Genomic DNA, 26,152 nt, shown 5'->3' with positions numbered 1-26,152 from the left:
GAGGGGTCAGGATGAGTGCGGACCGGCGTCGGGCAGGGCGGGGCACGAGACCCGCGTCGCACCGGCGCCGTGCGGGCTTCCGTCGCCGAAGACCCCTGCTGAGCCTCTTCCTGTCCGCCTTCCTCCTCGTGGGCGTCTGCGCAGCGACGGGCATCGCCTGGGAGCCCCGCACCGTCGCCGACGCACGGGCCCGCTCCGGACCCGGCCCGGCGGACACCCTGCCCGGGACCCCCGGCGACGTCCCCGCGCCGACCGCCACCGGCCCCGTCGCCACCGGCCCGGGCGCGAGCGCCCCGCAGAGTCCCGGCGGGCAGGCCCCGGACCCGAAGGCCCAGGGATCCGGCTCGGACGACGCGGTGCGCCCCGCGGGGGCCCTGCCCTTCGACATGCCGCAGCCCGCCGCCCTGCGCTCCGGCGCCGCCGGCAAGAAGCTGGTCTTCGCCCACTACTTCACCCCGTACCCGCTCTCCCTGGACAACGTCGGCGCCGACGCCGACTACTACACCCGCAACTACCTGAAGCCGGACGGCGAGAACGGCAAGCACGAGCGCTACGGCGGCCTGCTGCGCGACCGCCCCCTGCCCGTCCCGCCCAAGGCCGGGGACTGGGAGCTCGCCAACCTCCGGCAGGAGGTCCGTACGGCCCGCGCCGCCGGCATCGACGGATTCACCCTCGACCTGCTCTCCCTCACGGGGAAGAACCGGGAGCGCTCCAACCTCCTGATGGAAGCCGCCCGTTCGGTGGACCCGGCCTTCAAGGTCATGCTGATGCCGGACATGACCTCCCTGGGCACCGACGACCCGGTCGTGCTCGCCGACCTCCTCGCGGAACTCGGCAGGGCCCCGGCCGCCCACCGGCTCCCCGACGGCCGGCTGGTCGTCTCGCCGTTCAAGGCGGAGGAGAAGAGCGTCGCCTGGTGGACCGGGGTCATGGACGTCCTGAAGTCCCGGCACGGCATCCGTACCGCCTTCGTGCCGCTCTTCCTCGACTTCGGCGCGTACAGCGGTGAGTTCGAGCCCATCAGCTACGGATTCTCCGAGTGGGGCAGCCGCAGTTACGTCGGCCAGGAGAGCTCCACGCGCGACGTCCGGCGCGCCCACGCCGCGGGCAAGATCTGGATGCAGCCCGTGTCGGTCCAGGACGCCCGCCCCAACCAGGGCATCTACGACGAGGCGGGCAACACCGCGACCCTGCGCGCCACATGGAACCGCGCCATCGAGGACGGGGCCGACTGGGTCCAGCTCACCACGTGGAACGACTACAGCGAGGGCAGCCAGTTCGCGCCCTCCCTGCACAACGGCCATGCCTACCTGGACCTTTCCTCCTACTACCTCACCCGGTTCAAGACGGGCGGCTGGCCGAAGATCGTCCGCGACACGCTGTACCTGAGCTCGCGCACCCAGTTCGCCGCCGCGGACCCGAGCGGCGGCCAGTCCCTCGTGATGTCGCTGCGGGGCGGCAGCGCCGCGGCCCGGGACACGGTGGAGGTGCTGAGCTTCCTGACCGCGCCCGCGAGCATCCGTACGGCCGTGGGAGCGGCCGAGGACGCGCACGCGGCCCCGGCCGGGGTCCACTCCGAGCTGCTGCCCCTGGGGCCGGGCGTCGGCTCGGCGTCCGTGGTGCGGGGCGGCAAGGCCGGGGCCCGGGTGGAGCTGCGCTACCGGGTGGACCGGACGGTGGAGGTGCAGGACCTCCAGTACTACGCCGCCACCAGCGGCCGGAGCTGAGGCCGCAGGGCTCCGACGCAAGTCCGCAGGGGCTGAAGTCCCTTGCCCCGGGACCTTCGTCACCCCATATGTAGTGGTGGTGCTCTGCCGTCACATCTATATGTAGTGTTGGCTCTGCCGGTTCGGCGGGGCCTCTCCCCGACCGAGGCAACAGGGAACCCGGTGGGAATCCGGGACTGCCCCGCAACGGTTACGTCCGCCACGGCGGACGAGTCCGACACCTGCCGGCACGGGCTTTCAGGGAAAGCCCGCCATTCTTCCGTGCCGAGCCTCGTGGGAGGGCTGCCGTGACTGCTGTCGTCGATGCCGTAGAGACCGTGACCGAGTACCTGGACCGCCGGGACTGGCGGGTGAACGCCAACGCCAACCAGGGCTATTCGCTCGGCGGGCTCATTCTCAACGCCGCGGGCAAGGTCACCGCGAACTACTGGCTGGAGCAGGTCTATCCCGCCGCCGTGGCCCGCGCCCACCGCGAGGGCGACCTCCACCTCCACGACCTGGACATGCTCTCCGGCTACTGCGCCGGCTGGTCCCTGCGCACCCTGCTCACCGAGGGCTTCAACGGGGTGCCCGGCCAGATCGACTCCGCTCCGCCCAGGCACCTGTCCTCGGCCTGCGGCCAGATCGTGAACTTCCTCGGCACCCTGCAGAACGAATGGGCGGGCGCCCAGGCCTTCTCCTCCTTCGACACCTACCTCGCCCCGTACGTCCGCCTCGACGCGATGGCGTACGACCAGGTCAGGCAGTGCATCCAGGAGCTCGTGCACAACCTCAACGTGCCCTCGCGCTGGGGCACCCAGACCCCCTTCACCAACCTCACCTTCGACTGGACCTGCCCCGAGGACCTGCGCACGCAGATCCCGGTGGTCGCGGGGGAGGAGACCGGCTTCACCTACGGGGAGCTCCAGGCCGAGATGGACATGATCAACCGGGCGTACATCGAGGTGATGACGGAAGGCGACGCCGCCGGGCGGGTGTTCACCTTCCCCATCCCGACCTACAACATCACCCGCGACTTCCCCTGGGAGAGCGAGAACGCCGAGCGGCTCTTCGCGATGACCGCCAAGTACGGGCTCCCGTACTTCCAGAACTTCATCAACTCCGAGCTCGAACCCCACATGATCCGCTCCATGTGCTGCCGGCTCCAGCTCGACCTGACCGAGCTGCTCAAGCGCGGCAACGGCCTCTTCGGCAGCGCCGAGCAGACCGGCTCGCTCGGCGTGGTCACCCTCAACTGCGCCCGGCTCGGGCACCTCTACGCGGGCGACGAGGCGCGGCTGCTGGCCGAGGTGGACCGGCTGTGCGAGCTCGCCAAGGACAGCCTCGAACTCAAGCGGATCACCGTCCAGAACCTGATCGACGACGGCCTCTTCCCCTACACCAAGCGGTACTTGGGCACCCTGCGCAACCACTTCTCCACCATCGGGGTCAACGGCGTCAACGAGATGGTCCGCAACTTCAGCGCGGACGCGTACGACATCACCGATCCCGAGGGACACGCCCTCGCGGTCCGCCTCCTGGACAGGGTCCGGGCCCGGATGGTCGACTTCCAGGAGAACACCGGCCACCTGTACAACCTGGAGGCCACCCCCGCCGAGGGCACGACGTACCGCTTCGCGAAGGAGGACCGGGCCCGCTTCCCCGGCATCCTCCAGGCCGGCACCGACGCCAACCCGTACTACACCAACTCCTCGCAGCTGCCCGTCGGCTGGACCGACGACCCCTTCGAGGCGCTGGAACGCCAGGACGAACTGCAGGGCAAGTACACGGGCGGCACCGTCCTGCACCTGTACACCCCCGAGCGGATCCCGACGGCGGAGGCCTGCCGCAAGCTGGTCCGGCGCTCACTGGAGACCTTCCGGCTCCCGTACCTGACGGTGACCCCGACCTTCTCCATCTGCGCGGACCACGGCTACCTGGCGGGGGAGCAGCCCCACTGCCCCACGTGCGGGGCGGCGTGCGAGGTCTGGACCCGGGTCATGGGCTACCACCGCCCGGTGTCCTCCTTCAACATCGGCAAGAAGGGCGAACACGCCGAGCGCGTCCACTTCAAGGCGGCGGTGTGACCGGCGAAGGGGGAGGCGGGGCGACCTCCGGCGACGCCATCCGCATCGGCGGCTGGTCCCGGCTGTCCACCTGCGACTGGCCCGGACGGCTGGTCACCACCGTGTTCTGCCAGGGCTGCCCCTGGCGCTGCGGCTACTGCCACAACCCCGGCCTGCTGCCCGCCCGGGCCCCCGCCGCCGTCTCCTGGAACGAGGTGCTCGGCCACCTCGCCCGCCGGACCGGGCTGCTCGACGGGATCGTCTTCTCGGGCGGGGAACCGCTGCTCCAGCGCGGTCTGCCCCGGGCCGTACGGGAGGCCCGCGCGCTGGGCCTGGAGGTCGGCCTCCACACCGGGGGAGCCTTCCCCCGCCGCCTGGCCCGGCTGCTGGACGCGGACCTGCTGGACTGGGTCGGCTTCGACGTCAAGGCCCCGCCCGGCCGCTACGAACGGGTCACCGGCATCGGCCACGCGGCCGCCTCGGCGGAGCGCAGCCTGCGCCTCCTGCTCGCCTCGGGGGTTCCCCACCAGCTCCGCACCACGGTGGACCCGGCCCTCCTGGACCCGCCCGCCCTGGCCGACCTGGACGCCTGGCTCGCGGACCTGGGCGCACGGCCCACGCTCCGCCAGACCATGCGCCCGCCGGCCGCCTGACGCACCGCCCTACGCGGCCGCGCCGGGGGCCGGGGCGAACTCCGGCTTGTCCAGCAGCCGCAGCCAGCTGCCGTCGGGCTGGCGGCGTACCACCTGGGCGCGGGCCCCGGCGCCGTCGGCCGGCGGGGTGGAGGTGAGGGCGATGCCGTCGCTCACCAGCGTCGGGAGCGGGGGCTCCGGCTCGAAGCGGGGCCGGTTCACCAGTACCTGCTCCCACAGTGCGCGGATGGCCTCCCGGCCCACCGTCAGCTCCCCGGGCGGGAAGGCCATCACGGCGTCCTCCTCGTAGAGCGCGGCGACCCCGGCCGCGTCACCGGCGTTGGACCGCTCGACGAACAGGCGGGTGATGTCCTCGGGGTGCAGGGCCTTCTCGTACGACGCGTAGTCCGACATCGCTGCCTCCTGTGCTCGATCGTGGTTCAGGGACGGAGATCCGTCGTCTGCTCCAAGCCTCGTGGCCCCTGGGTCAGAAGTCCAACAGCTGGTTTTGCTGAAAGCTAGAATCCTCAGTCATGGAACTGAGGCAGCTCGAGTACTTCGTGGCAGTGGCCGAGGAGCAGAACTTCACCCGCGCTGCCGAACGCGTCCACATCAGCCAGTCCGGTGTCAGTGCCCAGATCCGGCGCCTCGAAGAGGAACTGGGCGCCGAGCTCTTCGACCGGTCCGCGCGTACGGTCACCCTCACGGTCGCGGGCAAGGCAGCCCTGGAACACGCCCGCACCGCCCTGGCCGCCACCGGGGCCCTCGCCCAGGCGGTGGGGGAGGTGACCGGCCTGATCCGGGGCCGCCTCACCGTCGGCATGGTCATCGGCTGCACCCTCACCCCGCTCTTCGACGCCCTCGCGGCCTTCCACCGGGCGCACCCCGGCGTGGAGATCGCCCTGCTGGAAGACAACTCCGACCGGCTGGTGCAGGCCGTGCGCGCCGGCTCCGTCGACCTCGCCCTCGTGGGAACCGCCGCCACCACCCCGGAGGGACTGGAGGCCCTCACCCTCGTCAGCGAGCGCCTGGTCGTCGCGGTCCCGGCAGGGCACCCCCTGACCGTGGCGGACCGGGTCACCCTGCGCGACCTCGGCGGGTACCCGGTCATCTGCATGCCCCCGGGCACCGGGCTGCGTGCGGTGCTGGACCAGGCCTGCGCCGGGCAGGGGCTGCGGCCCGCGATCGCCCTGGAGGCCGGCGCCGCCGATGCCGTGGCGGACCTCGCGGCGCGAGGCCTCGGGGTCGCGGTCCTCAGCGCCTCGATGGCCGATTCCTACGGGGACCGGCTCACCGCCCGGACCATCGAGGACGTGGAGATCCCGGCCCTGCTCTCCCTGGTCTGGCGCGATCCCCGCGGTCCCGCCGTACGGGAGCTGCTCCTGCGGTGCCGCCGCGCCTTCGCCCCCGCGATGGCCGGAGGAGGGGCTGTCGCTCCGCCGGGCGGCGGGGCATGATCGGCCCGACAGCCGCGCCGCACCCACGGAGGTCCCACGTGACCCAGCCCGCCGAGCCGACCGACCGCACCGACCGCGTCGGCCCCGACGACGCCACCGGGCGGGCCGGGGCCGCCTCACGCAGCGGGTCGATGCGCCGCCCCGCCGAATTCCCGGGCGGGCGGGAGCTGTTCCTGCTCTCGCCCGACGTCCACCACCTGAACCACGGGTCGTTCGGCGCGGTGCCCGTCCCCGTCCAGGAGGCGCATGCCGCCCTCCGTGCGCAGGCGCACGCGGACCCCGACGCCTTCTTCATCGGCGCCCCCGACCGGCTCGTCGAGGCCCGGACCCGGATCGCCGCCCGGCTGGGTACGGACCCGGACGGAATCGCCTTCGTGTCCAACGCCACCGAGGCCGCCAACGTGGCCCTCGACGCCGTGGAGTTCGCCGCCGGGGACGAGATCCTGGTCACCGACCACGGCTACGGCACGGTCGTCGCGGCCGCGGCCCGGCGCGCCCCGCTCACCACCGTGGCCCTGGGCACCGACCTGCCCGACGAGGACGCCGTACGGGAAGCCGTGCTGGCCGGGGTCACCCCGCGGACCCGGGTCGCCGTGCTCGACCACATCAGCTCGCCCACCGCCCGGCTCATCGCCTCGCCCCGGCTGCTCGCCGAACTCGCCGAGCGGGGCGTCACCACCATCGTGGACGGCGCCCACGCCCCCGGGATGATTCCCGACCCCCTGGGCGGGGGCGCCGACTTCTGGTTCGGCAACCTCCACAAGTGGGCCTACGCGCCGTCCGGTACCGCGATCCTGGCGGTGGCCCCGCACCACCGTGCCCGGGTCCGCCCGCCGGTGCCGTCCTGGGAGGACCACTACGGCTTCCCGCGTTCCGTGGAGAACCGCGCCACCTACGACTACACCGGCTGGCTCGCCGCCCCGGACGGGCTCGACCTGCTGGAGGAGCTCGACGCCGCCAAGGTGCGGGCGCACAACAGCACCCTCGCCGCCTACGGTGCGGCCCTGCTCGCCGAGATCCCCGGAATCGCCCCGCTCCCGTACACCGAGGGCCTCGCCCTGCGCACGCTGCGGCTGCCGCCCGGGGTGGCCGAGACCCCGGACGCCTCCCGCGAACTGCGCGAGCGGATCGCGGCCGAGCAGCGGATCCGGGTCCTGATCTGGCCCTGGCCGGGCGGCGGCGGGATCCGGGTGAGCGGGCAGATCTACAACCGGGCCGAGGAGTACGAGCGGCTCGCCGAGGTACTGCCCGCCTACCTCCGCCCGTAGCCGTCGAGACGGACCCGGGCGTGCCGGGCGTCCCGGGCGTGCCGGGCGTCCGGGGTGCTCCGGACGTCCCGGCGGGCCCGGCCTAGGCCGGGCCCGCCGTGGCGCCCTCCAGGCTCCTGCGCAGCAGGGCGACGGTGGACGCCAGCTGCTCCAGCGCGCCGGCCGTCAGGGGCTCGGCGAGCAGGGAGCGCAGGCCGTCCTCGAGGGTGGGCGTGGCCGCGGCCAGCAGCCCGGCGCCCTCGGGGGTCAGCTCCAGCAGGGACGAGCGGCGGTTCTCGGGATTGGGCCGCCGGACCACCCAGCCGGCGGCTTCCAGGCGGTCCACGCCCTTGCTGGTCGCCCCGACGGTGATCGCGGCCTCCTCGGCCAGATCGTTCACCCGGCAGCCGTCCCGGCCGTCGATGATGCGCAGGAACTCGAACTGTCCCATCGTCAGACCGTGCTCGGCGCGCAGTCGTTCGCCCAGCGCGTTGTAGAGCCTGATCTCGCAGCGGACGAGGTCCATGAACACCTGCGCCAGGTCGGTCACACTCTGCTCCAGATTCGCGGGAATGATATTCCTAGGAATATAGTTCCTGGTGAAGAACAACACGTCACCGGGAGGGTCTCATGAGCAAGGTGCAGCGCGCGACGATCGACGCCCTGATGCGGCAGGCTCCGTTCGACGGCAGCCTCCCGCCGGAGCGGATGCGCAGGGACTTCGAGGCCCAGACGACCTCGGGCCCGGCCCCGGCCGGGGTGATCGTCACCCCCTCCGTGCTCGGCGGGCGTCCCGCCCTGACCGTCGAACCCGAGGGCGGCCCCGCCACCGGGACGATCCTCTACTTCCACGGCGGAGCCTGGGTCTTCGGCTCACCCGCCACGGCCCTGCAGCTCACCGCCGCGCTGGTGCGCCGCACCGGAGCCCGCGCGGTCTCGGTCGACTACCGGCTCGCCCCCGAGCACCCCTTCCCCGCCGCGGTCGAGGACGGCCTCGCCGCCTACCGCGAGCTGCTGGACCAGGGCGTTCCGGCCGAGCGGATCGTCCTGGCCGGGGAGTCGGCCGGCGGCGCCCTCGGCATCATCACCCTGCTCACGGCCCGCGAGGCCGGACTGCAGATGCCGGCCGCCGCGGTCGCCTTCTCCCCGGGCCTGGACGCCACCCTCTCGGGCGCGAGCATGACCACGAAGCACGACGCCGACCCGTTCTTCACCCGCGCCGGCCTGGCCGCCGTCTTCACCCACCACCTGGCCGGACAGGACCCCGCCCAGCCGCTGCTGAGCCCGGCGCTCCACGCCGACCCGGCCGGGCTGCCCCCGCTGCTGCTCCAGGTCGGTTCCAACGAGGTCCTGCTGGACGACTCCACCCGGTTCGCCGCCCGGGCCGCCGAGGCCGGGGTCGACGTCCGGCTCGACGTCACCGAGGACGTCCCCCACGTCTTCCAGGCCTTCGAGGGCCTGCTGGACGAGGCCGACGCGGCCCTGGACCGCGCCGGACGCTTCCTCACCGACGCACTGGCCGGCACCGGCCCGCGCCGCGGGGTCCCGTCTCCTCGATGAGCCGACCGCAGACGGTGGCCGAACCGGGAATCAGGCCGCGACGAGCTCCTGCTCGCGGTCCGGCGTCTTGACCCGGGGCTTCTTGTTCGGCAGCGAGAGCCGGAAGACCTTGTGCCAGGCGGAGAACACCTGCTTGGGCAGCGGCCCCGTGACGTACTCCAGCTCGTACTTCTCGAACAGTGCGCGCACCTTCACCGCGACCTCGGCGTACCGGTTGCTCGGCAGGTCGGGGAACAGGTGGTGCTCGATCTGGTGCGACAGGTTGCCGGTCATGAAGTGCATGGCCTTGCTGCCGCTGATGTTCGCCGAGCCCATCATCTGGCGCAGGTACCACTGACCGCGAGTCTCGCCCCTGATCGACCGGCGCTCGAAGACCTGCACGCCCTCGGGGAAGTGCCCGCACATGATCACCGAGTGGGTCCAGATGTTGCGGACCAGGTTCGCGGTGAACGTGGCGGCGAGCGTGGGGAGGAACGACGGACCCGACAGCAGCGGGTGGATCACGTAGTCCTTGAGCACCTGCTTGCGGATCTTGCGGCCCACGGCCTTGGCCCGTGCGCGGAACTCCGGGTTCTTGCGCCGGCGCTTGTGCAGGTTCTTGCCGAGCTCCAGGTCGTACGCCGCGATGCCGTACTCGAAGAAGCAGGCGTTGAGGAAGTTCCACAGCGGCTGGCCGAGGTGGAACGGGTGCCACCTCTGGTCCTCGTCGACGCGCATGATGCCGTAGCCGAGGTCGTTGTCCTTGCCGATCACGTTGGTGTACGTGTGGTGCAGCTCGTTGTGCGAGTGCTTCCACTGGTCGGACGGTGAGACGTGGTCCCACTCCCAGGTGGTGGAGTGGATCTTCGGGTCCCGCATCCAGTCCCACTGGCCGTGCAGGATGTTGTGGCCGATCTCCATGTTGTCCATGATCTTCGCCACGGACAGGCCGGCGGTGCCGATCACCCACGCGGGCGGGAAGATCGAGAACAGCAGCACGCCCCTGCTGACCAGCTCCAGCTTGCGCTGCGCCGAAATGACCTTGCGGATGTAGGCGGCATCCTTCTCGCCGCGGCTCGCGATCACCTCGTCGCGGATCGCGTCCAGCTCGCGGCCGAGCTCCTCGATCTGCTCCGCGGTCAGGTGGGCGGTGGGGTCGATGGCGGTCAAGGTGTTCCTACCGTTCGATGGTGCAAGGGCCCGCGGCCGCGGACACGCAGGTCTGGATGAGGACGCCCGGCTCGGCCTCGGTGATCTCGCCGGTGCGCAGGTCGCGGACGGCGCCCGACGTGAGCGGTGTGACACAGCCGAAGCAGATGCCCATGCGGCACCCGGAGGGCATGAGCACGCCGGCCTCCTCGCCGACGTCCAGCAACGGCGTGGCGCCGTCCCCGTCGGCGGTCTTGCCGCTGGCCCCGAACGTGACCTCGCCGCCCTCGCCGGCGACGACGATGCCGGCGCGGAAGCGCTCGGTGTGCAGGCGCTCCCGTACGCCGTGCCCGGTCCAGTGCTCCTCGGCGGCGTCGAGCAGGCCCGCGGGCCCGCAGGCCCAGGTCTCGCGCTCGGCCCAGTCGGGCACGAGTGCGTCGAGACGGGCGATGTCGAGCATGCCGTCCGTGTCGGTGTGCACCTCGGTGAGCCGCAGCTTCTTGTTCGCGACCAGCTCGTGCAGCTCGCCGCGGAAGATCACGTCCTGCGGCTGCGGCGCGCTGTGGACCATGACGACATCGTCGAACGCCGTGTCGCGCAGCATGCCCATCACGGGCGTGATGCCGCTGCCGGCCGTCAGGTAGAGCACCTTGGCGGGCTTGGCCCGCGGCAGCACGAAGTCGCCGGTCGCCTGGTCGAGCTGGATCAGCGTGCCCGGCGCGGCCCTGCGGACCAGGTGGTTGCTGACCTTGCCGTCCGGGATCGCCTTCACGGTGATCGTGAAGCGCCCGTCCTGGCGGTTCGTCGGCGAGGTGATGGAATAGGCGCGCCACAGGCGCACCCCGTCGACGTCGATCCCGATCCGCACGTACTGGCCGGCCGTGTGGCCGCGCCAGCCCCGTCCGGGCCTGATCACGATGGTCGCGGCGTCACCCGTCTCGGGGTGCACGGCCTCGATGCGCCCCCGCAGGTCGGCGCCCGCACGCAGCGGGCTGACCAGGTCGAGGTAGTCCGACGGCAGCAGGGGCGTCGTGACCATCTCCAGCAGTTTCCACGCTCTGCTGCGAAGGGCTGTACTCGTCATGGCCCTAGCTTGCTGTGCGCCAGGGCGTAAAGTCATGACCGCAGGACGTAAATCTGGCCAGCTGAATTGTTCGCAGGGAACAAAACGTGAGTCATGCAAGCAGGAGGGCCAGCGAGCTGTCCCTCGATGAGACGACGGTCACGGCACTTCGGGCCGCGCTGAAGAACACCGCCGACGAGGTCGTCGAGGCGATCATCGACGAGGTCCATCCCTACGCCAACGCCCTTTCGGGCCGCATGGGCGCCACCATCCGCCGATCCGTACGTACCGCCCTGGGGCACTACCTGGACCTCGCCACCGGGAACGCCACGGGCGGCGACGCCGGTGACGCGGCCTACGAGCTGGGCCGCGGCGAGGTGCGCGACGGCCGTTCGATGGACGCCCTGCTCAGCGCCTACCGCGTCGGCGCTCGCGTGGCCTGGCGATGCCTGGCCGCGGGCGCCGTACCCGCTGGTCTGCCCGCCGCCGAGGTCGCCAAGTTCGCCGAGCTGACCTTCGCCTACATCGACGAGCTCTCCGCCGCGAGCGCCGCGGGCCACGCCGACGAACTGGCGGCCCGGGGCAGGGCCCACGAGCGCCACCTGGAACACCTGGCCCGCGATCTCCTCGCCGGAGCGAGCACGGACGTGCTGCTCGCCTCCGTGCAACGGGCCGGGTGGCAGCCTCCGGTGTCGCTGACCGCGGTCCTGCTGCCCGCCGACCAGGCCCGGCCCGCCTACCGCACGCTCGACCCGAACACCCTCGTCCTCGACGATCTGCCGGACGCCACCGGTGTGCTGCTCGTCCCCGATGCCGACCGAGCACATCTCGTGCGGCAGCTCACCGAACGCACCGCCGTGGTCGGCCCGGCCCGGCCGTGGACGCGTGCGTCCGCCTCGTACGCACGAGCCGTACGCGCGCGCTCCCTCTCCTCCGACATCCGCGACACCGAGGACCACCTGCCCGAGCTGGTCCTGAGCGCCGATGCGGACGCGTTCGCAGACCTGCGTGCCCGAGCCCTCGAACCGCTGCGGACCCTGCCCGCCACGACCGCACGGCGACTGGAGGAGACGCTGCGGGCCTGGCTGCTGCACCAGGGCAGGCGGGACGAGGTGGCGGCGGCCCTGTTCGTCCATCCCCAGACGGTCCGGTACCGGATGGCGCAGCTGCGGGAGCTGTTCCCGGATCTCGCCTCACCGCAACGGGTCCTCGAACTGACCCTGGCGGTCGGTCCCCGGGTCGGCTGACGCGCACGTCGACGACGCTGCTCTCACGGACGGTTCGAAGAGGCGGCCCCTAGTCGCGCCGGAGCAGGTACGTGTCCATGATCCAGCCCTTGCGGGCGCGGGCCTCGGTGCGCAGCTCCTCGATCCGGCCGGCGACCTCCGCCAGCTTTCCCGAGACCAGGATCTCGTCGGGGGTGCCGACGTACGCACCCCAGTAGATGTACAGGTCCTGGTCGAGGTGGGCGGTGAAGGCGTGCCGGGCGTCCAGCATCACCACCACGTCGTCCACGTCGGCCGGCCAGCCCTCCGCGAGCCGGCGCCCGGTGGTGATCTGGACCGGGCGGCCCACCCGGTTGAGGGTGGTGCGGTGGCGTGCCAGCAGCGAGGAGATGCTGCTGATGCCCGGCACCACCTCGTGCTCGAAGGCGACCCGGCCCTTCTCCAGCACCTCGTCGAGGATCGCGAGCGTGGAGTCGTAGAGCGAGGGATCGCCCCACACCAGGAACGCGCCCGTCTCGCCCTCCGCGAGGTCCTCGGCGATGAACCGCTCGAAGAGCTCGGCCCGCGCACTGCGCCAGCCGTCCACCGTGGGGGTGTAGTCGGAGGGCGTCCGGTCGCGATCGGGATCGCGGCCCTCCACCAGCCGGTGTCCGGGGCGGGCGTGCGCGTCGAGCATCGCGCGCCGCAGCCCGGTCAGATCCGCCTTCTCCTCGCCCTTCTCCAGGATGAGGAATGCGTCCGCCGCGCCGATCGCCCTGACCGCCTGGAGGGTCAGGTGGTCCGGGTCGCCCGCGCCTATGCCGATCACTGAGAACTTCTTCACCGGGCTATTCTGCCCGTCATGCGCGCCGCCCTGTTCGTCACCTGCGTCAACGATGCGCTCTACCCGCGCACGGGCATCGCCGTCGTCCGTCTCCTGGAGCGGCTCGGGGTCACCGTGGACTTCCCCGCCGCACAGAGCTGCTGCGGTCAGCCGCAGTACAACACCGGCTACCGGCGCGAGGCCGAACCGCTGGTCCGGCGTACCGCCGAGGCCTTCGCCGGATACGAGTACGTGGTGACCCCCTCCGGATCCTGCGCCGCCATGGTCCGCTCCCACTACCCCCGGATCGGCCGCGCGGCCGAGTCCGAGGGCCGGGGCCCCGGCCTGGCCGCGCTGGCCGAGGACCTCGCACCGCGCGTGTACGAGCTCACCGAGTTCCTGGTCGACGTCCTCGGGGTCACGGACGTCGGCGCGTACTTCCCGCACACCGTCACCTACCACCCGTCCTGCCACGGCCTGCGGGGCCTCGGACTCGGAGACCGGCCCCGGCGGCTGCTGGCCGCCGTACGCGGTCTGGAGCTGCGCGAACTGCCCGGAGCCGAGGAGTGCTGCGGCTTCGGCGGGACCTTCGCCGTCAAGAACCCGGACGTATCGGCCGCGATGGGCACCGACAAGACCGACCACGCGCTGTCCACGGGCGCCGAGGTGCTCTGCGGGGCCGACAACTCCTGCCTCGCCCACCTGGACGGCATCCTGCGCCGCCGCGGCGCCCCGCTGCGGGCCCTGCACCTCGCCGAGATCCTGGCCGCGACGGAAGAGGAACCACTCGTATGACGGGCACGTATCTCGGCATGCCGGCCTTCCCCGACGCGGCCCGCGAGGCCGTACGGGACGAGGTGCTGCGGGCCAACCTCCGCCACGCCACCCACACCATCCGCGACAAGCGGGCGCGGGCCGTCGCCGAACTGGAGGACTGGGACCGGCTGCGCGCCGCCGGCAAGGCGGTCAAGGACCACACGCTGGCGCACCTCGACCGGTACCTGCTCCAACTGGAGGCCGCCGTCACCGCCGCGGGCGGCACCGTCCACTGGGCGGCCGACGCCGACGAGGCCAACCGCATCGTGACGGAACTGGTCCTGGCCACCGGGGAACGGGAAGTCGTCAAGGTCAAGTCCATGGCCACCCAGGAGATCGGCCTGAACGAGGCCCTGGAGGCGGCCGGGATCGCCGCGTACGAGACCGACCTCGCCGAGCTCATCGTCCAGCTCGGCCACGACCGGCCCTCCCACATCCTGGTCCCCGCCATCCACCGCAACCGCGGCGAGATCCGCGACATCTTCGCCGCGGAGATGGGCGGCTGGGGCCGTCCGGCCCCCGAGGGGCTGGGCGACGACCCGCGCGAGCTCGCCGAAGCCGCCCGGCTGCACCTGCGCGAGAAGTTCCTGCGGGCCAAAGTCGCCGTGTCCGGCGCCAACTTCATGGTCGCCGAGACCGGCACCCTGGTCGTCTTCGAGTCCGAGGGCAACGGCCGGATGTGCCTGACCCTGCCCGAAACCCTGATCTCGGTGGTCGGCATCGAGAAGGTGATCCCGACCTTCCGCGACCTCGAGATCTTCCTCCAGACGCTGCCCCGCTCATCGACCGCCGAGCGGATGAACCCGTACACGACCATGTGGACCGGCACCGTGGACGGCGACGGCCCCTCCGTCTTCCACCTCGTCCTCCTCGACAACGGCCGCACCGACACCCTCGCCGACGAGGTGGGCCGCCAGGCCCTGCGCTGCATCCGCTGCTCGGCCTGCCTCAACGTCTGCCCGGTGTACGAGCGCGCAGGCGGCCACGCCTACGGCTCCGTCTACCCCGGCCCGATCGGCGCCATCCTCAGCCCCCAGCTCCGCGGCACCGGGAGCGAGATCGACGCCACCCTGCCCTACGCCTCCACCCTGTGCGGGGCCTGCTACGAGGTCTGCCCGGTCGCCATCGACATCCCGGAGGTCCTGGTCCACCTGCGCGAACGCGTGGTCCAGGGCGGCCCGGTGACCCGCGAGGGCCTCCGCGTCCGCATCCGCCCCGCCGACGGCCACACCGCCGAACGGGCCGCCATGCGCGCCGCCAGGCTCCTCCTCGACCGCCCGGGCGCGCTGCGCGCGGGGGAGCGGCTGCTGGCCCGGGCCCGTCGGCTGCGACCGCGCCGGCTGCCGGGGCCGGGGCGGGCCTGGACGGACAGCAGGGAGCTGCCGGAGCTCGCGGAGCGCTCGTTCCGCGACTGGTGGGCGGCGCGCGAGAAAGAGGCACGCCAGAAGGAGGGCCTCGAGAAGGCGGCACGCGAGAAGGCGGCACGCGAGAAGGGGGCACGCCCATGAGCGCCAAGGAACAGATCCTGGCCCGCATCCGCCGGGCCCTGCCGGAGCCGCGCCCGGACACCGCCGTCCCCCGGGACTACCTCCAGGCCCACGGCGCCCGCACCCCGGCCCAGACCGTCGACCTGCTCGCCGCGAACCTCGCGGAGTACCGGGCCAAGGTCCACCGGGTCGACGAGGACGGCATCGCCGTGCTGCTGGCCCGTCTCCTCGCCGAACGGGGTGCGTCGTCGGTGCTCGTACCGTCCGGGCTGCCGCCGCACTGGCTCGCTGCGGCCGACCCGACCCGGATCCCCGACCGCGCGGCCTCCACCCCGCACCAACTGGACGCGGTGGAAAGCGTGGTGACGGGCTGCGCCCTGGCGATCGCCGAGACCGGCACGATCGTCCTCGACGGCGGCCCCGCGCAGGGACGGCGCCGGATCACGCTCGTACCGGACCACCACATCTGCGTGGTCCGGGTCCCCGCCCAGGTGGTGGACTCGGTCCCGCGGGCACTGCCCCTGCTGGACCCCACCAGGCCGCTGACATGGATCTCCGGACCCTCCGCCACCAGCGACATCGAACTGGACCGGGTGGAGGGCGTGCACGGCCCCCGCACCCTGGAGGTAATCCTCCTCGGCGCACAATGAGGACATGTCCTCCCACCTCGCCCTCACCGCCCTCGTGGTCCACGACTACGACGAGGCCATCGACTTCTACACCCGCGCGCTCGGCTTCGACCTCGCCGAGGACACCCCGCGCCCGGACGGCTCCCGCTGGGTCGTGGTGCGCCCGCCGGGCGCCACGGAATCCGCCCTCCTGCTGGCCCGGGCCAAGGACGACGCCCAGCGTTCCCGCGTCGGCGACCAGACGGGCGGCCGGGTCGGCTTCTTCCTCTACACCGACGACTTCGCCGCCGACCACGCCCGGATGACCGCCGAGGGCGTCCGCTTCCTGGAGGAGCCGCGCCACGAGGCGTACGGCTCGGTCGCCGTCTTCCAGGACCTCTACGGCAACCGCTGGGACCTCCTCCAGCCGACGAGGCCCTAGCCGGGCGGGGCGGGGCCGGGCGGGGCGGGGCGCCGGGGTCGGAGCGGCCGCTGGTGCCGCCCCGTGCTCAGGCGGGGCCCGGTCCGCCCGTGAGCCGCGGTGCTTCGGCGGCCGCGTCGACGGCCGCTCCGGCCTCCACTCGCTCTGCCAGCTCCAGGGCCCACCGCACCAGCCCGGCCAGGTCCATCCCGTGCGGGGTCCCGGCCGGTTCTGCGGCCTTGTCCGGGGCCTCGGCCTCGGGGGCAGCCCCGCCCCCGACTCCGTCCTGCCCGGCCAGGGCCAGGGCTCCGCGGCGCAGCAGCCGGGCCCCGCCCACCGCGTTCCCGCGCGCGGCGTGCGTCAGCCCGACCGCCAGCTGCGCCAGCGCCCGCCACAGCGGCGCCTCGGTGCCGGGCCCCGACTTCCAGGCGTCCTCGAACACCTCGTGCGCGTGGAACGGCATCCCGGCGTCCAGCAGCCGCTGCGCCTGCGCCACCGTCTCCCCGGGCGACCGCACCACTCCCTCGGGCTGCCGCTCCACCCCTTGGGCCCCGTAGGGCAGCGGCCGACCCAGCCCGTCCCGGGGCCGGGCGTTCCGCGCCCGCCCCTCATCGTCCCGATCCCGTGCGTTCACCCCTTCATCCTCCCTTCATCCCCCTCCTGCCGATAACCGGTGCATGGACACCCCCCGGTGTGGGGTAATGTTCTGCATGTGCCGCCGAGACGGGGGAAACCCCAGATCAGAAGCACATCGGGACGTGGCGCAGCTTGGTAGCGCACTTGACTGGGGGTCAAGGGGTCGCAGGTTCAAATCCTGTCGTCCCGACTCGAAAGAGTCGTAGACCGAGGGGCCGTTTCAGAGCAATCTGAAACGGCCCCTCGGTCGTTTTCGCATACCCCGGGCGCAATGCCCCGGACCTGCGATGCCCGCCTTCCCCGCGGTTCCGCGGAATTCACGTGAGCAGCAAGCGGAGTTGCGCCGCGCGCCACGTGCCGCCCCTGGACTGAGAAGACGCACCACCTCACCTCCAGGGAGAGTCGTATGCGTCTGACACCGCGGGTCGCAGCTTCGTCCGCCGCCGTCCTCGTCCTCTGCGCGGTCACCGCGGTCGGTGCGGCACCGGCAACCGGAGCCCCGGAACGGCCGGCCGCGTCACCGCGCGCGCCGGAGGCCGCCGCCGACTTCGCACCCCTCACGATCCCGCCCGTCGCATCGGCGCAGTCCGTCGTGCTCGCTCCCGGGGTCACCCGGACCTCCTTCGTCCTCGGCCGGGCCGGCGCCGACGACGCCTGGACCGTCCACGTGAACCAGCCCCTGACCGCCGACGGCCCGTACGACCGGGCCACCGCGGCCCTCGGGGCCCAGGAGCGGGCCGATCAGGTGGCCGGGGCCCTGCGCGCCAAGGGCTTCGAGCCCCGGGTGGAAAGGGTCCTCATCCCCGCCTTCGCCGACCGCCCGGCCGGCACGCTGGGCTGGACCGTGAGGATCGGGCGGTACGCCGACCAGAACGCGGCGACGGCCGCGCTCGCCCAGGTCCGGGCGGCCGGGTTCGCCGGGGACACCCGGTACACGGCGCAGGACGGCACGGACGCCGACGCCCTCCAGCGGGTGTTCGTCCTGCGGGTGGACTTCAAGCAGTTCACCGGCCGTCTGGCCAGCGACTTCGGGCCGACCATCGACGTCCACGAGAAGCTGCCCGACCTGGCGACCGCCGCCGGGGCGCTGGCGGGCGTCAACGCCCAGTGGTTCGCGGACAAGGCCTCGCTCGGCCTGTACGTGAAGGACGGCCGGCTGCTGAGCGCCGCCACCCAGGGCCGCAGCGGGGTCAGGTTCACGGACGGCGGGCGGCAGTTGGACATCGACACGTACACCACGCGGATCACGGTCGGCGCGGGCGGCTCCATCAGGGAGATCGACGGCATCAACCGGATACCCGGCGAGATCTGGAACTGCGGGGGCGTCGGCCGCGACCAGCCCACCCAGCACCCGCAGCACGACGTCAAGTGCACCGACGAGAGCGAGATCGTCCGCTTCACCCCCGAGTGGAGCGCTCCGCCGACCGGAGCGGGCGCCGAGGTGGTCCTGGACCGCAACGACCGGGTGACGGCGGTGCACCGCACGCGCGGGGCCACGCCGCCCGCGGGCGGCTCCACCCTCCAAGCGATCGGCGAGAGCGCCGACTGGCTGCTCGCACACGCACGCCAGGGCGCCCGGCTGCGCATCATCCAGCGCGTCCTGGACGGCTCCGGATACGCCGTCCCGCTCACCTCCGACACCACGATCGTCCAGGTCGGCCCGACCCTGATCCGGGACGGCCGGATCGCGGTGAACGCCCTGGCGGACGGCATCATCCGCCAGGGAGCCGACCAGACCTTCACCTACAACTGGGTGGTCCGCGGCAACCCGCGCACCATGCTCGGGGTCGACGCCCAGGGCAGGCTGCTGATGGTCGTCGTGGACGGACGCCGGGCCGGGTGGAGTGCGGGCCTGGGCGTGGCCGGCGCCGCGAAGCTGATGAAGTCCCTGGGCGCCCAGGAGGCGCTGAACCTCGACGGCGGCGGATCGAGCGTGATGGTCACCGCCGGGACGGGCATCGTCAACCGCCCGTCGGACGCCACGGGCACGCGCTTCCTGGGCAACGTCCTGCTGCTGCACCCGGGCGCTGCCGGCCGCTGATCGTTTGGTTCCGCAAACGCCACGGGGGACGAAGGGAACGCGCAAGCTCGAACCCGACCGCCCTGGACCAGACCCGCCTGAACTGGACCATTTGGGATCGGGCTTGCCGTTGCCGTAATGACATTCACTCAGATTTTGCTGTGCCAATGCGAATTGCGTGCCCTACTCTGCGGTGATCACGTGCTTGACGTTCGCAGAGAGACGCAGACATCCCATGACTCGCCGAAGAGCCGGTATACGCGTGCCCCGCGCGCTCACAGTCCTTCTCACGCTCACCCTCCCGCTCACGGCGGCAGACCTGTTCTCCGCACCGGGCGCGGCCGCGGCGACGCCGACCAAGCCCGAGGTCGTCAGCGCTGGAGCATATGAAGGGAGCTGGGGGCCTTCGGTCGAGGGCAACAAGCCCGTCCCTTGCAACGGTTTGATCGGTAACAGCGGCCTGGCCCTGACCGCAGTCCTACGCGACGAGGACGGCGGAACCGTCACCCCGCAGTTCGTCGTCACCACCGCCGCGGGCGCGGCTGTGCCGGTCTCCGACGTCAGCACCGTGTCCAGCGGTGGCACGGCGATCGGAAAGGTCCTCGCCCAGAACCTTCCCACCGGCAGCTACAAGTGGAAGGTCCGTGCCAAGGACGAGGAAGGTGCCTACAGCGCCTTCACCGGCCCATGCGCCTTCAGCGTGGACGCGGACGCGCCGACGGACCCCGTCACCGTCACCAAGGAGGACGGCAGCCCCCTCACCCCTCAGCAGGCGCGCACCAAGATGCGCATCAAGCTGAAGCACCCGGCCACCGATCTCGCCGGGTTCTGCTGGTCCATGGACCGTCCTTTGTCCGTGTCCACCACGCCGTGTGCCACGAACAATTGGGTTCCTCTCGCCCAGGGCGTCACGGAAGCCGTCATCGAAGTCGACCTGATGGACCGGTTCGGGCACAACTTGTCCACTCGCGTTTTCGACAAGGCCGGGAACGGCTCGCCCACTACGGAAACAAGGCTGACCACCTTCTCGGCGTCCTTCGTCTACCCGGCCGGGCAGACTCCGCTGAACCGGGCGGTCACGGACCTCGTCGGCGACCTGAACGGCGACGGCTTCGTGGACCTGCTAGGCCCCGAAGCGGACGGCGGCCTGCGCTTGTACACGAGCAACGGAGCCGGCCGTGTGCAGATGCGCGTCGTCGGAGACTCCGGCTGGAAGGATGCGCTGATCGCCCACGGAGGTGACTTCACGGGCTACAGGGGCGACTCTGACGTACCCGACGGCTTCGAGGACGTCATTGCCCGCTTGAGCGACAACAAGCTCTACCTCTATCCCGGCAACGGGCAGGGCGCCCCCTTGTACGCGACCCGCCGCGAGCTGCTCCCGCCTCCCGCACTCGGGGTCAAGGGCTGGGGGCGCATCCAGCAGATCATCGCCCCCGGCGACCTGGACCAGCGCACCGATAGCGGCTACAAGAAGGGCAACGATCTGGCTGTCGTCGAATGCGTGGACGACGCCTGCACCGCTGCCCGCCTGCGCGTCTACTCCGGCAAGACCAAGACGGGCGATGCAAGCCCGGACCAGACGGAGCCCTTCGACTTCAAGGCCCCCGGCTACACCGGCGGCACCACCTGGAAGAACTACACGATCCTCGGCATCGGGGACCAGAACGGCGACGGCGTCAAGGACATCCTGGCCCGCAACAAGGTCGACGGGAAGCTGTACTTCTACGCCGGCAAGATCGCCGCGGACGGAAAGTTCGGCCTCGCGCCCCGCACCACCTACGCCACCGGGGGCTGGCTGACCGCCGACCGGCCGGTTGTCGTCAGCCGGGGCAACGCCCAGGGTGCCGTCGTCGGCAAGACGATCACCGACGAGGGCCAGGTCATCAAGTACGACCAGTTCCAGCCCAAGGCGGGTGACGAGCAGGGCGACCTGTGGGCCACCACTCCGGCCGATGCCAAGCGCGTGGTGAACTACGTCGACGGCGCGGGCAAGGCGGCCAGCACCACCTGCCCCACCGGCTGCCTGCTCTTCTATCCGGGTGGTGCCACCGGCCTCAAGCAGCCCCTGCTGGTCGGGGCGAAGGGCTGGGCCACCAGCGTGACCAACCTCTACTGACGGAACTCCGAGAGCGGCGCCGCCGGGTGGACCGGCGGCGCCGTTCGTCGTCAGGAGGACTGTTCCGTCAGGATCGCCGGGTCCGACAGGCCCGCCGCGCCCGTCTCCACCTTGCCGGCGAAGCGGCGGAGGAAGGCCGGGGAGCCGGATGCGGTGACCGTCACGTCGTACCAGCGGCGGGTGTTCTTCAGTGAGACGGTGTGCTTGACGGTGGCGCCCTTGGGGACCGTGAGGCGCTTCGGGCCGCCGCCGTAGGCGTTGGTGAGCGTCACCGTGGCGGTGGTGCTGCCGGCGTTGGTGAGGGTGACGTCCAGGTTTCCGGTGGCGGCGTTGTGGCGGGCGGTGACCTCGGGGCCGGGGGTGGTGCCGGGGTTGCGGAAGCCGCGCAGGAAGCCGTTGGGGCCGTGCACGGTCAGGTCGGTGGCACCGGCCGAGTAGGCGGTGTTCCAGGTGTCCGCGATCGACTTGCCGGCCTCGGTGGTGTAGGTCCAGGGCGCGTCGCTGCGGTTGCCGGAGGTGACGTAGAACTGCGCGCCCAGCTCCGGGCCGCCGCTGAACGTCAGCCGGAACCTGCCCTCGGAGACGAGCGCGGCGCCGTCCACGTACGGGGCGTACTTGAGCGCGCGCGTGGGACGCAGTCCCTTCTCCTGGCGGGGCATGGCCCCCCGGGCCGGCGGGGTCGCCCGGAAGTCGGGGTGGCGCTCGCGGTCCGGCGGGAACCAGCCGTCGGTGTCCGGCAGCGGGGCCGGGGCGGTGTCCTTGCGGGCGAAGTCGAAGGCGGAGGTCAGGTCGCCGCAGACGGCGCGGCGCCAGGGCGAGATGTTTGGCTCGTGGACGCCGAAGCGCTGCTCCATGAAGCGGATGACCGAGGTGTGGTCGAAGGTTTCGGAGCAGGCGTAACCGCCGGTGCTCCACGGGGAGACGACGAGCATGGGCACGCGCGGACCCAGGCCGTAGGGTCCGGCCACGTACCCGGCCTTGCCGGGGAACACGTCCAGGGCGGTGGGCGTCGTCGACAGGCCCTGCGCGGCACTGGCGGGGGCGTACGGCGGGACGACGTGGTCGAAGAAGCCGTCGTTCTCGTCGTAGGTGATGAACAGGGCCGTCTTCGCCCACACGTCGGGGTCGGCGGTGAGCGCGTCCAGCACCTGGGAGATGTACCAGGCGCCGTAGTTGGAGGGCCAGTTGGAGTGCTCGCTGAAGGCTTCGGGGGCGGCTATCCAGGAGATCTGGGGGAGGGTGCCTCCCACCACGTCCGCGCGCAGCTTCTCGAAGTAGCCTTCGCCCGCGGCCGCGTTGGTGCCCGTACGGGCCTTCTCGTGGAGGGCGCTGCCCGGTTGGGCGTTGCGGTAGCTGTTGAAGTACAGCAGCGAGTTGTCGCCGTAGTTGCCGCGGTAGGCGTCGTTGATCCAGCCCCAGGATCCGGCGGCGTCGAGGCCGTCGCCGATGTCCTGGTAGACCTTCCAAGAGACCCCGGCGGCCTCCAGGCGCTCCGGGTAGGTGGTCCAGCCGTAGCCGGCCTCGGCGTTGTTGAGGACCGTGCCGCCGCCCTGGCCGTCGTTGCCGGTGTGGCCCGACCAGAGGTAGTAGCGGTTGGGGTCGGTGGAGCCGATGAACGAGCAGTGGTAGGCGTCGCAGATGGTGAACGCGTCCGCCAGGGCGTAGTGGAAGGGGATGTCCTGGCGGGTCAGGTGGGCCATCGTGGTGGCCGTCTTGGCGGGCACCCAGTTGTCGTACTTGCCCTTGTTGAAGGCGCTCTGGCCGCCCGCCCAGTCGTGGTTGAGTCCCTGGAGGAACTCCATCCCGAGGTCCTCGGACGGCGGCCGGAAGGGCAGCGTCTCCTTCGTGCCGTCGGACTGGTGCCAGACGGACTTGCCACTGGGCAGGGTCACCGGGCGCGGGTCGCCGAAGCCGCGGACGCCCCGCAGCGCGCCGAAGTAGTGGTCGAAGGAACGGTTCTCCTGCATGAGCACCACGATGTGCTCGACGTCCGCGATGGAGCCCGTGGTCCCCTGTGCGGGGATGGCGGCGGCGCGGGCGATGCTCTCGCCCAGCATCGTCAGGGCGGTGGTGCCGCCTGCGAGCTGCAGGAAACGCCGACGATTGAGTTCTGCCATGGCGGGGACGACCTCCGCGGTTGAGGGGTGGCTGAACACCCCAGCACAGCGCGTCCGGGGTTCAGGTAAGGGAGCCTCGCGTGACGCCGGCGCGTACACCAGGCGAACGCCGGTCGGGGTTCGTCCGCAGGTCGGCCGGTTTTCGGCTATCGGGAGAAAAGCCTTGGACCCCGTGGGCGCCCGTGCGGGACACTCCGCTTTCTGGCCAGAGGGTCCGAGAAGGCAGGGTTGGGATGGGATCGCCCGAATCGCACGGAAGTACACCGAACACACACCCACCGCGCAGGAGTCCCGTACTCCTCGCACTTCGTTACTACGGGCGGGAGTTGGTCCGCCTGCGCCGGCTGACGGCGCCCGCGATGCTGCTCCCGGCGCTGGGCAACATCGGCATCCACTACATCGCACCGCTGGTCGTCGCGAAGCTCGTCGGCCGGATCGCGGGCGGGGAAGAGGACACGGGGGCAACCGGGGGAGCCCTCGGCTGGGCGATGCCCTACGTCCTCGGCTTCGCCGGAGTCCTGCTGCTCTCGGAGGCGTTCTGGCGCATCGGGCTGCACTGCCTGAACCGCCTCGACGCCCGCGGGATCGAGCAGCTCTACGTCACCGGGATGGACGAACTGTTCGCCAAGGACGCGGCGTTCTTCCACGACAACTTCGCCGGATCCCTCACGAAGCGGGTCCTGAGCTTCGCCTCCCGCTTCGAGGAGTTCGTCGACACGCTGACGTTCTCGGTCATGGGCAGTTTCGTGCCCCTGCTGTTCGCCTCGGTGGTGCTGTGGCAGTACGACCCGCTGCTCGTCGTCGGGCTGCTGGTGATGATCACGATCACGGGGCTGTGCGTGGCGCCCCTGATCCGTCGCCGCCAAGTGCTCGTCGCCCGGCGGGAGGAGGCGATCGCCCGGGTGTCCGGCCACGTGGCGGACAGCCTGATGAACATGGACACGGTCCGGGCGTTCGCCGCCGAATCGCGCGAGGCCGCCGAACACCGCACCCGCGTGGCGGAGTCGAGGAAGCTCACCCTGCGCTCGTGGGACTACGGCAACCTGCGCATCGACACCCTGGTCGCGCCCCTGTCCGTGGCGACCAACGTGCTGGGGCTGATGCTCGCCATCGTGCTCGGCGGAGGAGCGCACGGGGTGGAAGCGGTCATCGTCGCCTTCACCTACTACGCCAGCGCGACCCGGATCATGTTCGAGTTCAATCAGATCTACCGCCGCCTGGAGAGCTCGATGACGGAGGCCGCGCAGTTCACCGAACTGCTGCTGACACCGCCGACCGTGCTCGACCCGGTGGAGCCCGAACCGCTGCGACGTCCGCCGACCGCCGATGTCCGGTTCGACCGGGTGAGCTTCGGCCACGAGGGCGGGAAGCCGCTCTTCGAGGGCCTGGAGCTGGTCGTGCCCGCGGGGTCCAAGCTCGGTCTCGTCGGCCGGTCCGGCGGGGGCAAGACCACGCTCACCCGGCTGCTGCTGCGGATGACGGACATCGACGGGGGCCGGATCCTGATCGGCGGGCAGGACATCAGCCGGCTGAGCCAGGCCGACCTGCGCAGCCTGATCGCCTACGTCCCCCAGGACCCGGCGATGTTCCACCGCACGCTGCGCGACAACATCGCCTTCGCCCGCCCGGACGCCACCGAGGCGGAGATCCGCCGCGCGGCCGAGGCGGCGCACGTCACGGAGTTCGCCGACGGGCTGGCGGACGGCTTCGACACGATGGTGGGCGAGCGCGGGGTGAAGCTGTCCGGCGGGCAGCGCCAGCGGGTCGCCCTCGCCCGGGCGATCCTGCGCGACGCGCCGATCCTGCTCCTCGACGAGGCGACCAGCGCCCTGGACTCCGAGAGCGAGATCCTGGTCCAGGACGCGCTGTGGCGGCTGATGGCCGGGCGGACGGCGCTCGTGGTCGCGCACCGGCTGAGCACGGTCGCCACCATGGACCAGCTCGTCGTCCTCGACCGCGGACGGATCGTCGAGCAGGGCACGCACCACCAACTGCTCGACGCGGACGGCGCCTACGCGAAGCTGTGGCAGCACCAGTCGGGCGGCTTCATCGACGACACCGCCGAACGGGCCGACCTGCACTGAGGGAGGGGCGGGAGGGCGCTGTCGTACCGGCGGGCGCCGTCGTACCGGAAGGGGTCGTCGTGCCGGAAGGGGTCGTCGTGCCGGCGGTGGTACGACGGCCCCCGGGTCAGAACTCCGCCGCCAGGGCGAGCTGTCTCTCGCGGTCCTGTCTGAGCAACTGCGGGATGGCGCCGCTCGGCGCCACGCCCAGTTCCGCGGAGAGCAGCTCCTGATAGCCGCGGTAGCGGCGGTGTGCGTCGGCCACCTCGCCGACGAACAGGCACGACTGGACGGCGATCCGCCGGGGCGCCTCCCGCAGCGGGTCGGCCTGGGTCGCGGCGTCGGCCAGTTCGAGCACCGCGGCGTGCTGCCGGCGCTGGAGGAACCGCTCGGCGAGGCGCTCCAGGGTCTGGACGCGCTGGACCTTCCACTTCTCCTGGAACGGTACGAGCCAGTCGTCGTCCCAGTCGTTCAGCAGTGGGTGGCGCAGTACGCTCCACGCCTGCGGCAGCCGGTCCTCGCCCGCCATCGTCGCCGTCGCCGCCCCGACCGCACCGGTCTCCGCCGCGATCAGCCTTGCCGCCGCCCGGTAGTCCACCTCGACGTGATCGGCGAGGGCGACGGTGGTGTGCGAGACCCTCAACAGGCCCCCGTCCGTGGCTTGATTCAGCCGCCACAAGGTCTGGCGCAACCGGGCACCCGCCCGGTCGGGCGGGGCATCGGGCCACAGCCGGGCGGCGAGTTCACCGCGCCGGAGCGGGCGGTCGCCGAGCACCAGGGCGGCGACGAGCCGTTGCTGGATGTCGCTGAGATCGGCGACCCGCTGGTCGGTGCGGCAGACGAAGCCTGGCAACAGCGATATGTGCACGATGCCTAAGCCGGTGGGGTTCATCGCACCTCTCGGGTCGTCCGACGGGCCGCCGGCCGCCGGGTGGGCGCTCCATTGATCCCGATTTCCACGTTCGCTTCACATGAGCT

General features: G+C 71.8%; 22 protein-coding genes, 1 tRNA gene and 1 riboswitch. Of the genes, 15 read left to right on the top strand and 8 right to left on the bottom strand.

All coding sequences use genetic code 11. The features are described from left to right. Positions 1–11: 11 nt before the first annotated feature. The 3 genes from ACFRU2_RS17735 (at position 12) to ACFRU2_RS17725 (ending at position 4,425) form a co-directional block, all read left to right on the top strand. Positions 12–1,727 carry an endo-1,3-alpha-glucanase family glycosylhydrolase gene (locus tag ACFRU2_RS17735; protein WP_382972880.1) on the top strand — a complete coding sequence of 572 codons (1,716 nt, stop codon included), beginning with the start codon at positions 12–14 and terminating at the stop codon, positions 1,725–1,727. A 101-nt stretch (positions 1,728–1,828) separates the two neighbouring features. Beyond that, positions 1,829–1,971, top strand: a riboswitch (cobalamin riboswitch). Between the two features lie 43 nt (positions 1,972–2,014). Then, positions 2,015–3,793 (top strand): ribonucleoside triphosphate reductase, encoded by a 1,779-nt coding sequence (locus ACFRU2_RS17730; RefSeq protein WP_382972878.1) that lies wholly within the window; start codon positions 2,015–2,017, stop codon positions 3,791–3,793. Further along, entirely contained in the window at positions 3,790–4,425 is a 636-nt protein-coding gene (locus ACFRU2_RS17725; protein ID WP_382972876.1) for an anaerobic ribonucleoside-triphosphate reductase activating protein, read from the top strand. Before ACFRU2_RS17730 ends, ACFRU2_RS17725 begins: the two co-directional genes overlap by 4 nt. Positions 4,426–4,434: 9 nt before the next feature. Here ACFRU2_RS17725 and ACFRU2_RS17720 read toward each other — a convergent pair whose 3' ends face one another. Beyond that, complete coding sequence (locus tag ACFRU2_RS17720; RefSeq protein ID WP_382972874.1) at positions 4,435–4,818, bottom strand: YybH family protein; 384 nt, start codon at positions 4,816–4,818, stop codon at positions 4,435–4,437. Between the two features lie 119 nt (positions 4,819–4,937). On the opposite strand from ACFRU2_RS17720, the gene ACFRU2_RS17715 reads away from it, so the two are divergent. Beyond that, positions 4,938–5,861: a LysR family transcriptional regulator gene (locus ACFRU2_RS17715; protein ID WP_382972872.1), complete on the top strand. Its 924-nt coding sequence runs from the start codon at positions 4,938–4,940 to the stop codon at positions 5,859–5,861. 38 nt (positions 5,862–5,899) lie between these two features. Then, the gene (locus ACFRU2_RS17710; protein WP_382972870.1) at positions 5,900–7,129 is read left to right on the top strand and encodes an aminotransferase class V-fold PLP-dependent enzyme; all 1,230 of its coding nucleotides are present in this window, start codon (positions 5,900–5,902) and stop codon (positions 7,127–7,129) included. Positions 7,130–7,211: 82 nt separating this feature from the next. Here ACFRU2_RS17710 and ACFRU2_RS17705 read toward each other — a convergent pair whose 3' ends face one another. Next, on the bottom strand, positions 7,212–7,658 hold the full coding sequence (locus ACFRU2_RS17705) for a MarR family winged helix-turn-helix transcriptional regulator (protein ID WP_382972868.1): 447 nt from the start codon (positions 7,656–7,658) through the stop codon (positions 7,212–7,214). A gap of 80 nt (positions 7,659–7,738) precedes the next feature. Here ACFRU2_RS17705 and ACFRU2_RS17700 point away from each other — a divergent pair, with 80 nt between their 5' ends. After that, on the top strand, positions 7,739–8,668 hold the full coding sequence (locus ACFRU2_RS17700) for an alpha/beta hydrolase (protein WP_382972866.1): 930 nt from the start codon (positions 7,739–7,741) through the stop codon (positions 8,666–8,668). A 30-nt stretch (positions 8,669–8,698) separates the two neighbouring features. Here the strand turns inward: ACFRU2_RS17700 and ACFRU2_RS17695 are convergent, their stop codons facing one another. Together ACFRU2_RS17695 and ACFRU2_RS17690 are read right to left on the bottom strand one after the other, a co-directional pair. Beyond that, positions 8,699–9,817 carry a fatty acid desaturase family protein gene (locus ACFRU2_RS17695; RefSeq protein WP_382972864.1) on the bottom strand — a complete coding sequence of 373 codons (1,119 nt, stop codon included), beginning with the start codon at positions 9,815–9,817 and terminating at the stop codon, positions 8,699–8,701. Between the two features lie 7 nt (positions 9,818–9,824). Next, the gene (locus ACFRU2_RS17690; protein WP_382972862.1) at positions 9,825–10,880 is read right to left on the bottom strand and encodes a ferredoxin reductase; all 1,056 of its coding nucleotides are present in this window, start codon (positions 10,878–10,880) and stop codon (positions 9,825–9,827) included. Positions 10,881–10,966: 86 nt separating this feature from the next. Between ACFRU2_RS17690 and ACFRU2_RS17685 the strand changes: the two genes are divergently transcribed. After that, positions 10,967–12,106 carry a PucR family transcriptional regulator gene (locus ACFRU2_RS17685; RefSeq protein WP_382972860.1) on the top strand — a complete coding sequence of 380 codons (1,140 nt, stop codon included), beginning with the start codon at positions 10,967–10,969 and terminating at the stop codon, positions 12,104–12,106. Positions 12,107–12,155: 49 nt separating this feature from the next. On the opposite strand, the gene cobF is transcribed toward ACFRU2_RS17685, so the two are convergent. Further along, positions 12,156–12,908, bottom strand: coding sequence for a precorrin-6A synthase (deacetylating) (cobF, locus tag ACFRU2_RS17680; protein WP_250741975.1), 753 nt, complete (start codon positions 12,906–12,908; stop codon positions 12,156–12,158). A gap of 18 nt (positions 12,909–12,926) precedes the next feature. On the opposite strand from cobF, the gene ACFRU2_RS17675 reads away from it, so the two are divergent. From ACFRU2_RS17675 to ACFRU2_RS17660, 4 genes are read left to right on the top strand one after another with little or no spacing between them, the layout of a single operon-like run. Then, positions 12,927–13,682: a (Fe-S)-binding protein gene (locus ACFRU2_RS17675; protein ID WP_382972858.1), complete on the top strand. Its 756-nt coding sequence runs from the start codon at positions 12,927–12,929 to the stop codon at positions 13,680–13,682. Then, the gene (locus ACFRU2_RS17670) at positions 13,679–15,211 is read left to right on the top strand and encodes a lactate utilization protein B (protein WP_382972856.1); all 1,533 of its coding nucleotides are present in this window, start codon (positions 13,679–13,681) and stop codon (positions 15,209–15,211) included. The genes ACFRU2_RS17675 and ACFRU2_RS17670 overlap by 4 nt, the downstream gene beginning before the upstream one ends. Continuing rightward, a complete protein-coding gene (locus ACFRU2_RS17665) occupies positions 15,208–15,840 on the top strand; it encodes a lactate utilization protein C (RefSeq protein WP_382972854.1) in 633 nt (210 codons plus the stop codon). Before ACFRU2_RS17670 ends, ACFRU2_RS17665 begins: the two co-directional genes overlap by 4 nt. A gap of 4 nt (positions 15,841–15,844) precedes the next feature. Further along, positions 15,845–16,240 (top strand): VOC family protein, encoded by a 396-nt coding sequence (locus ACFRU2_RS17660; protein ID WP_382972852.1) that lies wholly within the window; start codon positions 15,845–15,847, stop codon positions 16,238–16,240. Between the two features lie 67 nt (positions 16,241–16,307). Here ACFRU2_RS17660 and ACFRU2_RS17655 read toward each other — a convergent pair whose 3' ends face one another. Next, a complete protein-coding gene (locus tag ACFRU2_RS17655) occupies positions 16,308–16,853 on the bottom strand; it encodes a DUF309 domain-containing protein (RefSeq protein ID WP_382972850.1) in 546 nt (181 codons plus the stop codon). A gap of 118 nt (positions 16,854–16,971) precedes the next feature. Between ACFRU2_RS17655 and ACFRU2_RS17650 the strand changes: the two genes are divergently transcribed. The 3 genes from ACFRU2_RS17650 (at position 16,972) to ACFRU2_RS17640 (ending at position 20,994) form a co-directional block, all read left to right on the top strand. Continuing rightward, positions 16,972–17,045: transfer RNA gene (locus tag ACFRU2_RS17650), tRNA-Pro, on the top strand. 216 nt (positions 17,046–17,261) lie between these two features. Then, positions 17,262–18,896: a phosphodiester glycosidase family protein gene (locus ACFRU2_RS17645; protein WP_382972848.1), complete on the top strand. Its 1,635-nt coding sequence runs from the start codon at positions 17,262–17,264 to the stop codon at positions 18,894–18,896. Positions 18,897–19,137: 241 nt separating this feature from the next. Next, positions 19,138–20,994 carry a hypothetical protein gene (locus tag ACFRU2_RS17640; protein WP_382972846.1) on the top strand — a complete coding sequence of 619 codons (1,857 nt, stop codon included), beginning with the start codon at positions 19,138–19,140 and terminating at the stop codon, positions 20,992–20,994. Between the two features lie 50 nt (positions 20,995–21,044). On the opposite strand, the gene ACFRU2_RS17635 is transcribed toward ACFRU2_RS17640, so the two are convergent. Beyond that, complete coding sequence (locus ACFRU2_RS17635) at positions 21,045–23,111, bottom strand: phosphocholine-specific phospholipase C (RefSeq protein ID WP_382972844.1); 2,067 nt, start codon at positions 23,109–23,111, stop codon at positions 21,045–21,047. A 233-nt stretch (positions 23,112–23,344) separates the two neighbouring features. Between ACFRU2_RS17635 and ACFRU2_RS17630 the strand changes: the two genes are divergently transcribed. Beyond that, positions 23,345–25,195: an ABC transporter ATP-binding protein gene (locus ACFRU2_RS17630; RefSeq protein WP_382972842.1), complete on the top strand. Its 1,851-nt coding sequence runs from the start codon at positions 23,345–23,347 to the stop codon at positions 25,193–25,195. Positions 25,196–25,301: 106 nt separating this feature from the next. Here ACFRU2_RS17630 and ACFRU2_RS17625 read toward each other — a convergent pair whose 3' ends face one another. Beyond that, positions 25,302–26,066, bottom strand: coding sequence for a BTAD domain-containing putative transcriptional regulator (locus tag ACFRU2_RS17625; protein WP_382972840.1), 765 nt, complete (start codon positions 26,064–26,066; stop codon positions 25,302–25,304). Between the last annotated feature and the right edge of the window lie 86 nt (positions 26,067–26,152).

Source organism: Streptomyces sp. NPDC056883 (assembly GCF_042788835.1).
In the GTDB taxonomy this organism is placed as follows: domain Bacteria; phylum Actinomycetota; class Actinomycetes; order Streptomycetales; family Streptomycetaceae; genus Streptomyces; species Streptomyces stoeckheimensis.
The sequence above is the reverse complement of the archived record's forward strand: the minus strand, read 5'-3'. Positions and strand labels throughout refer to the sequence as shown.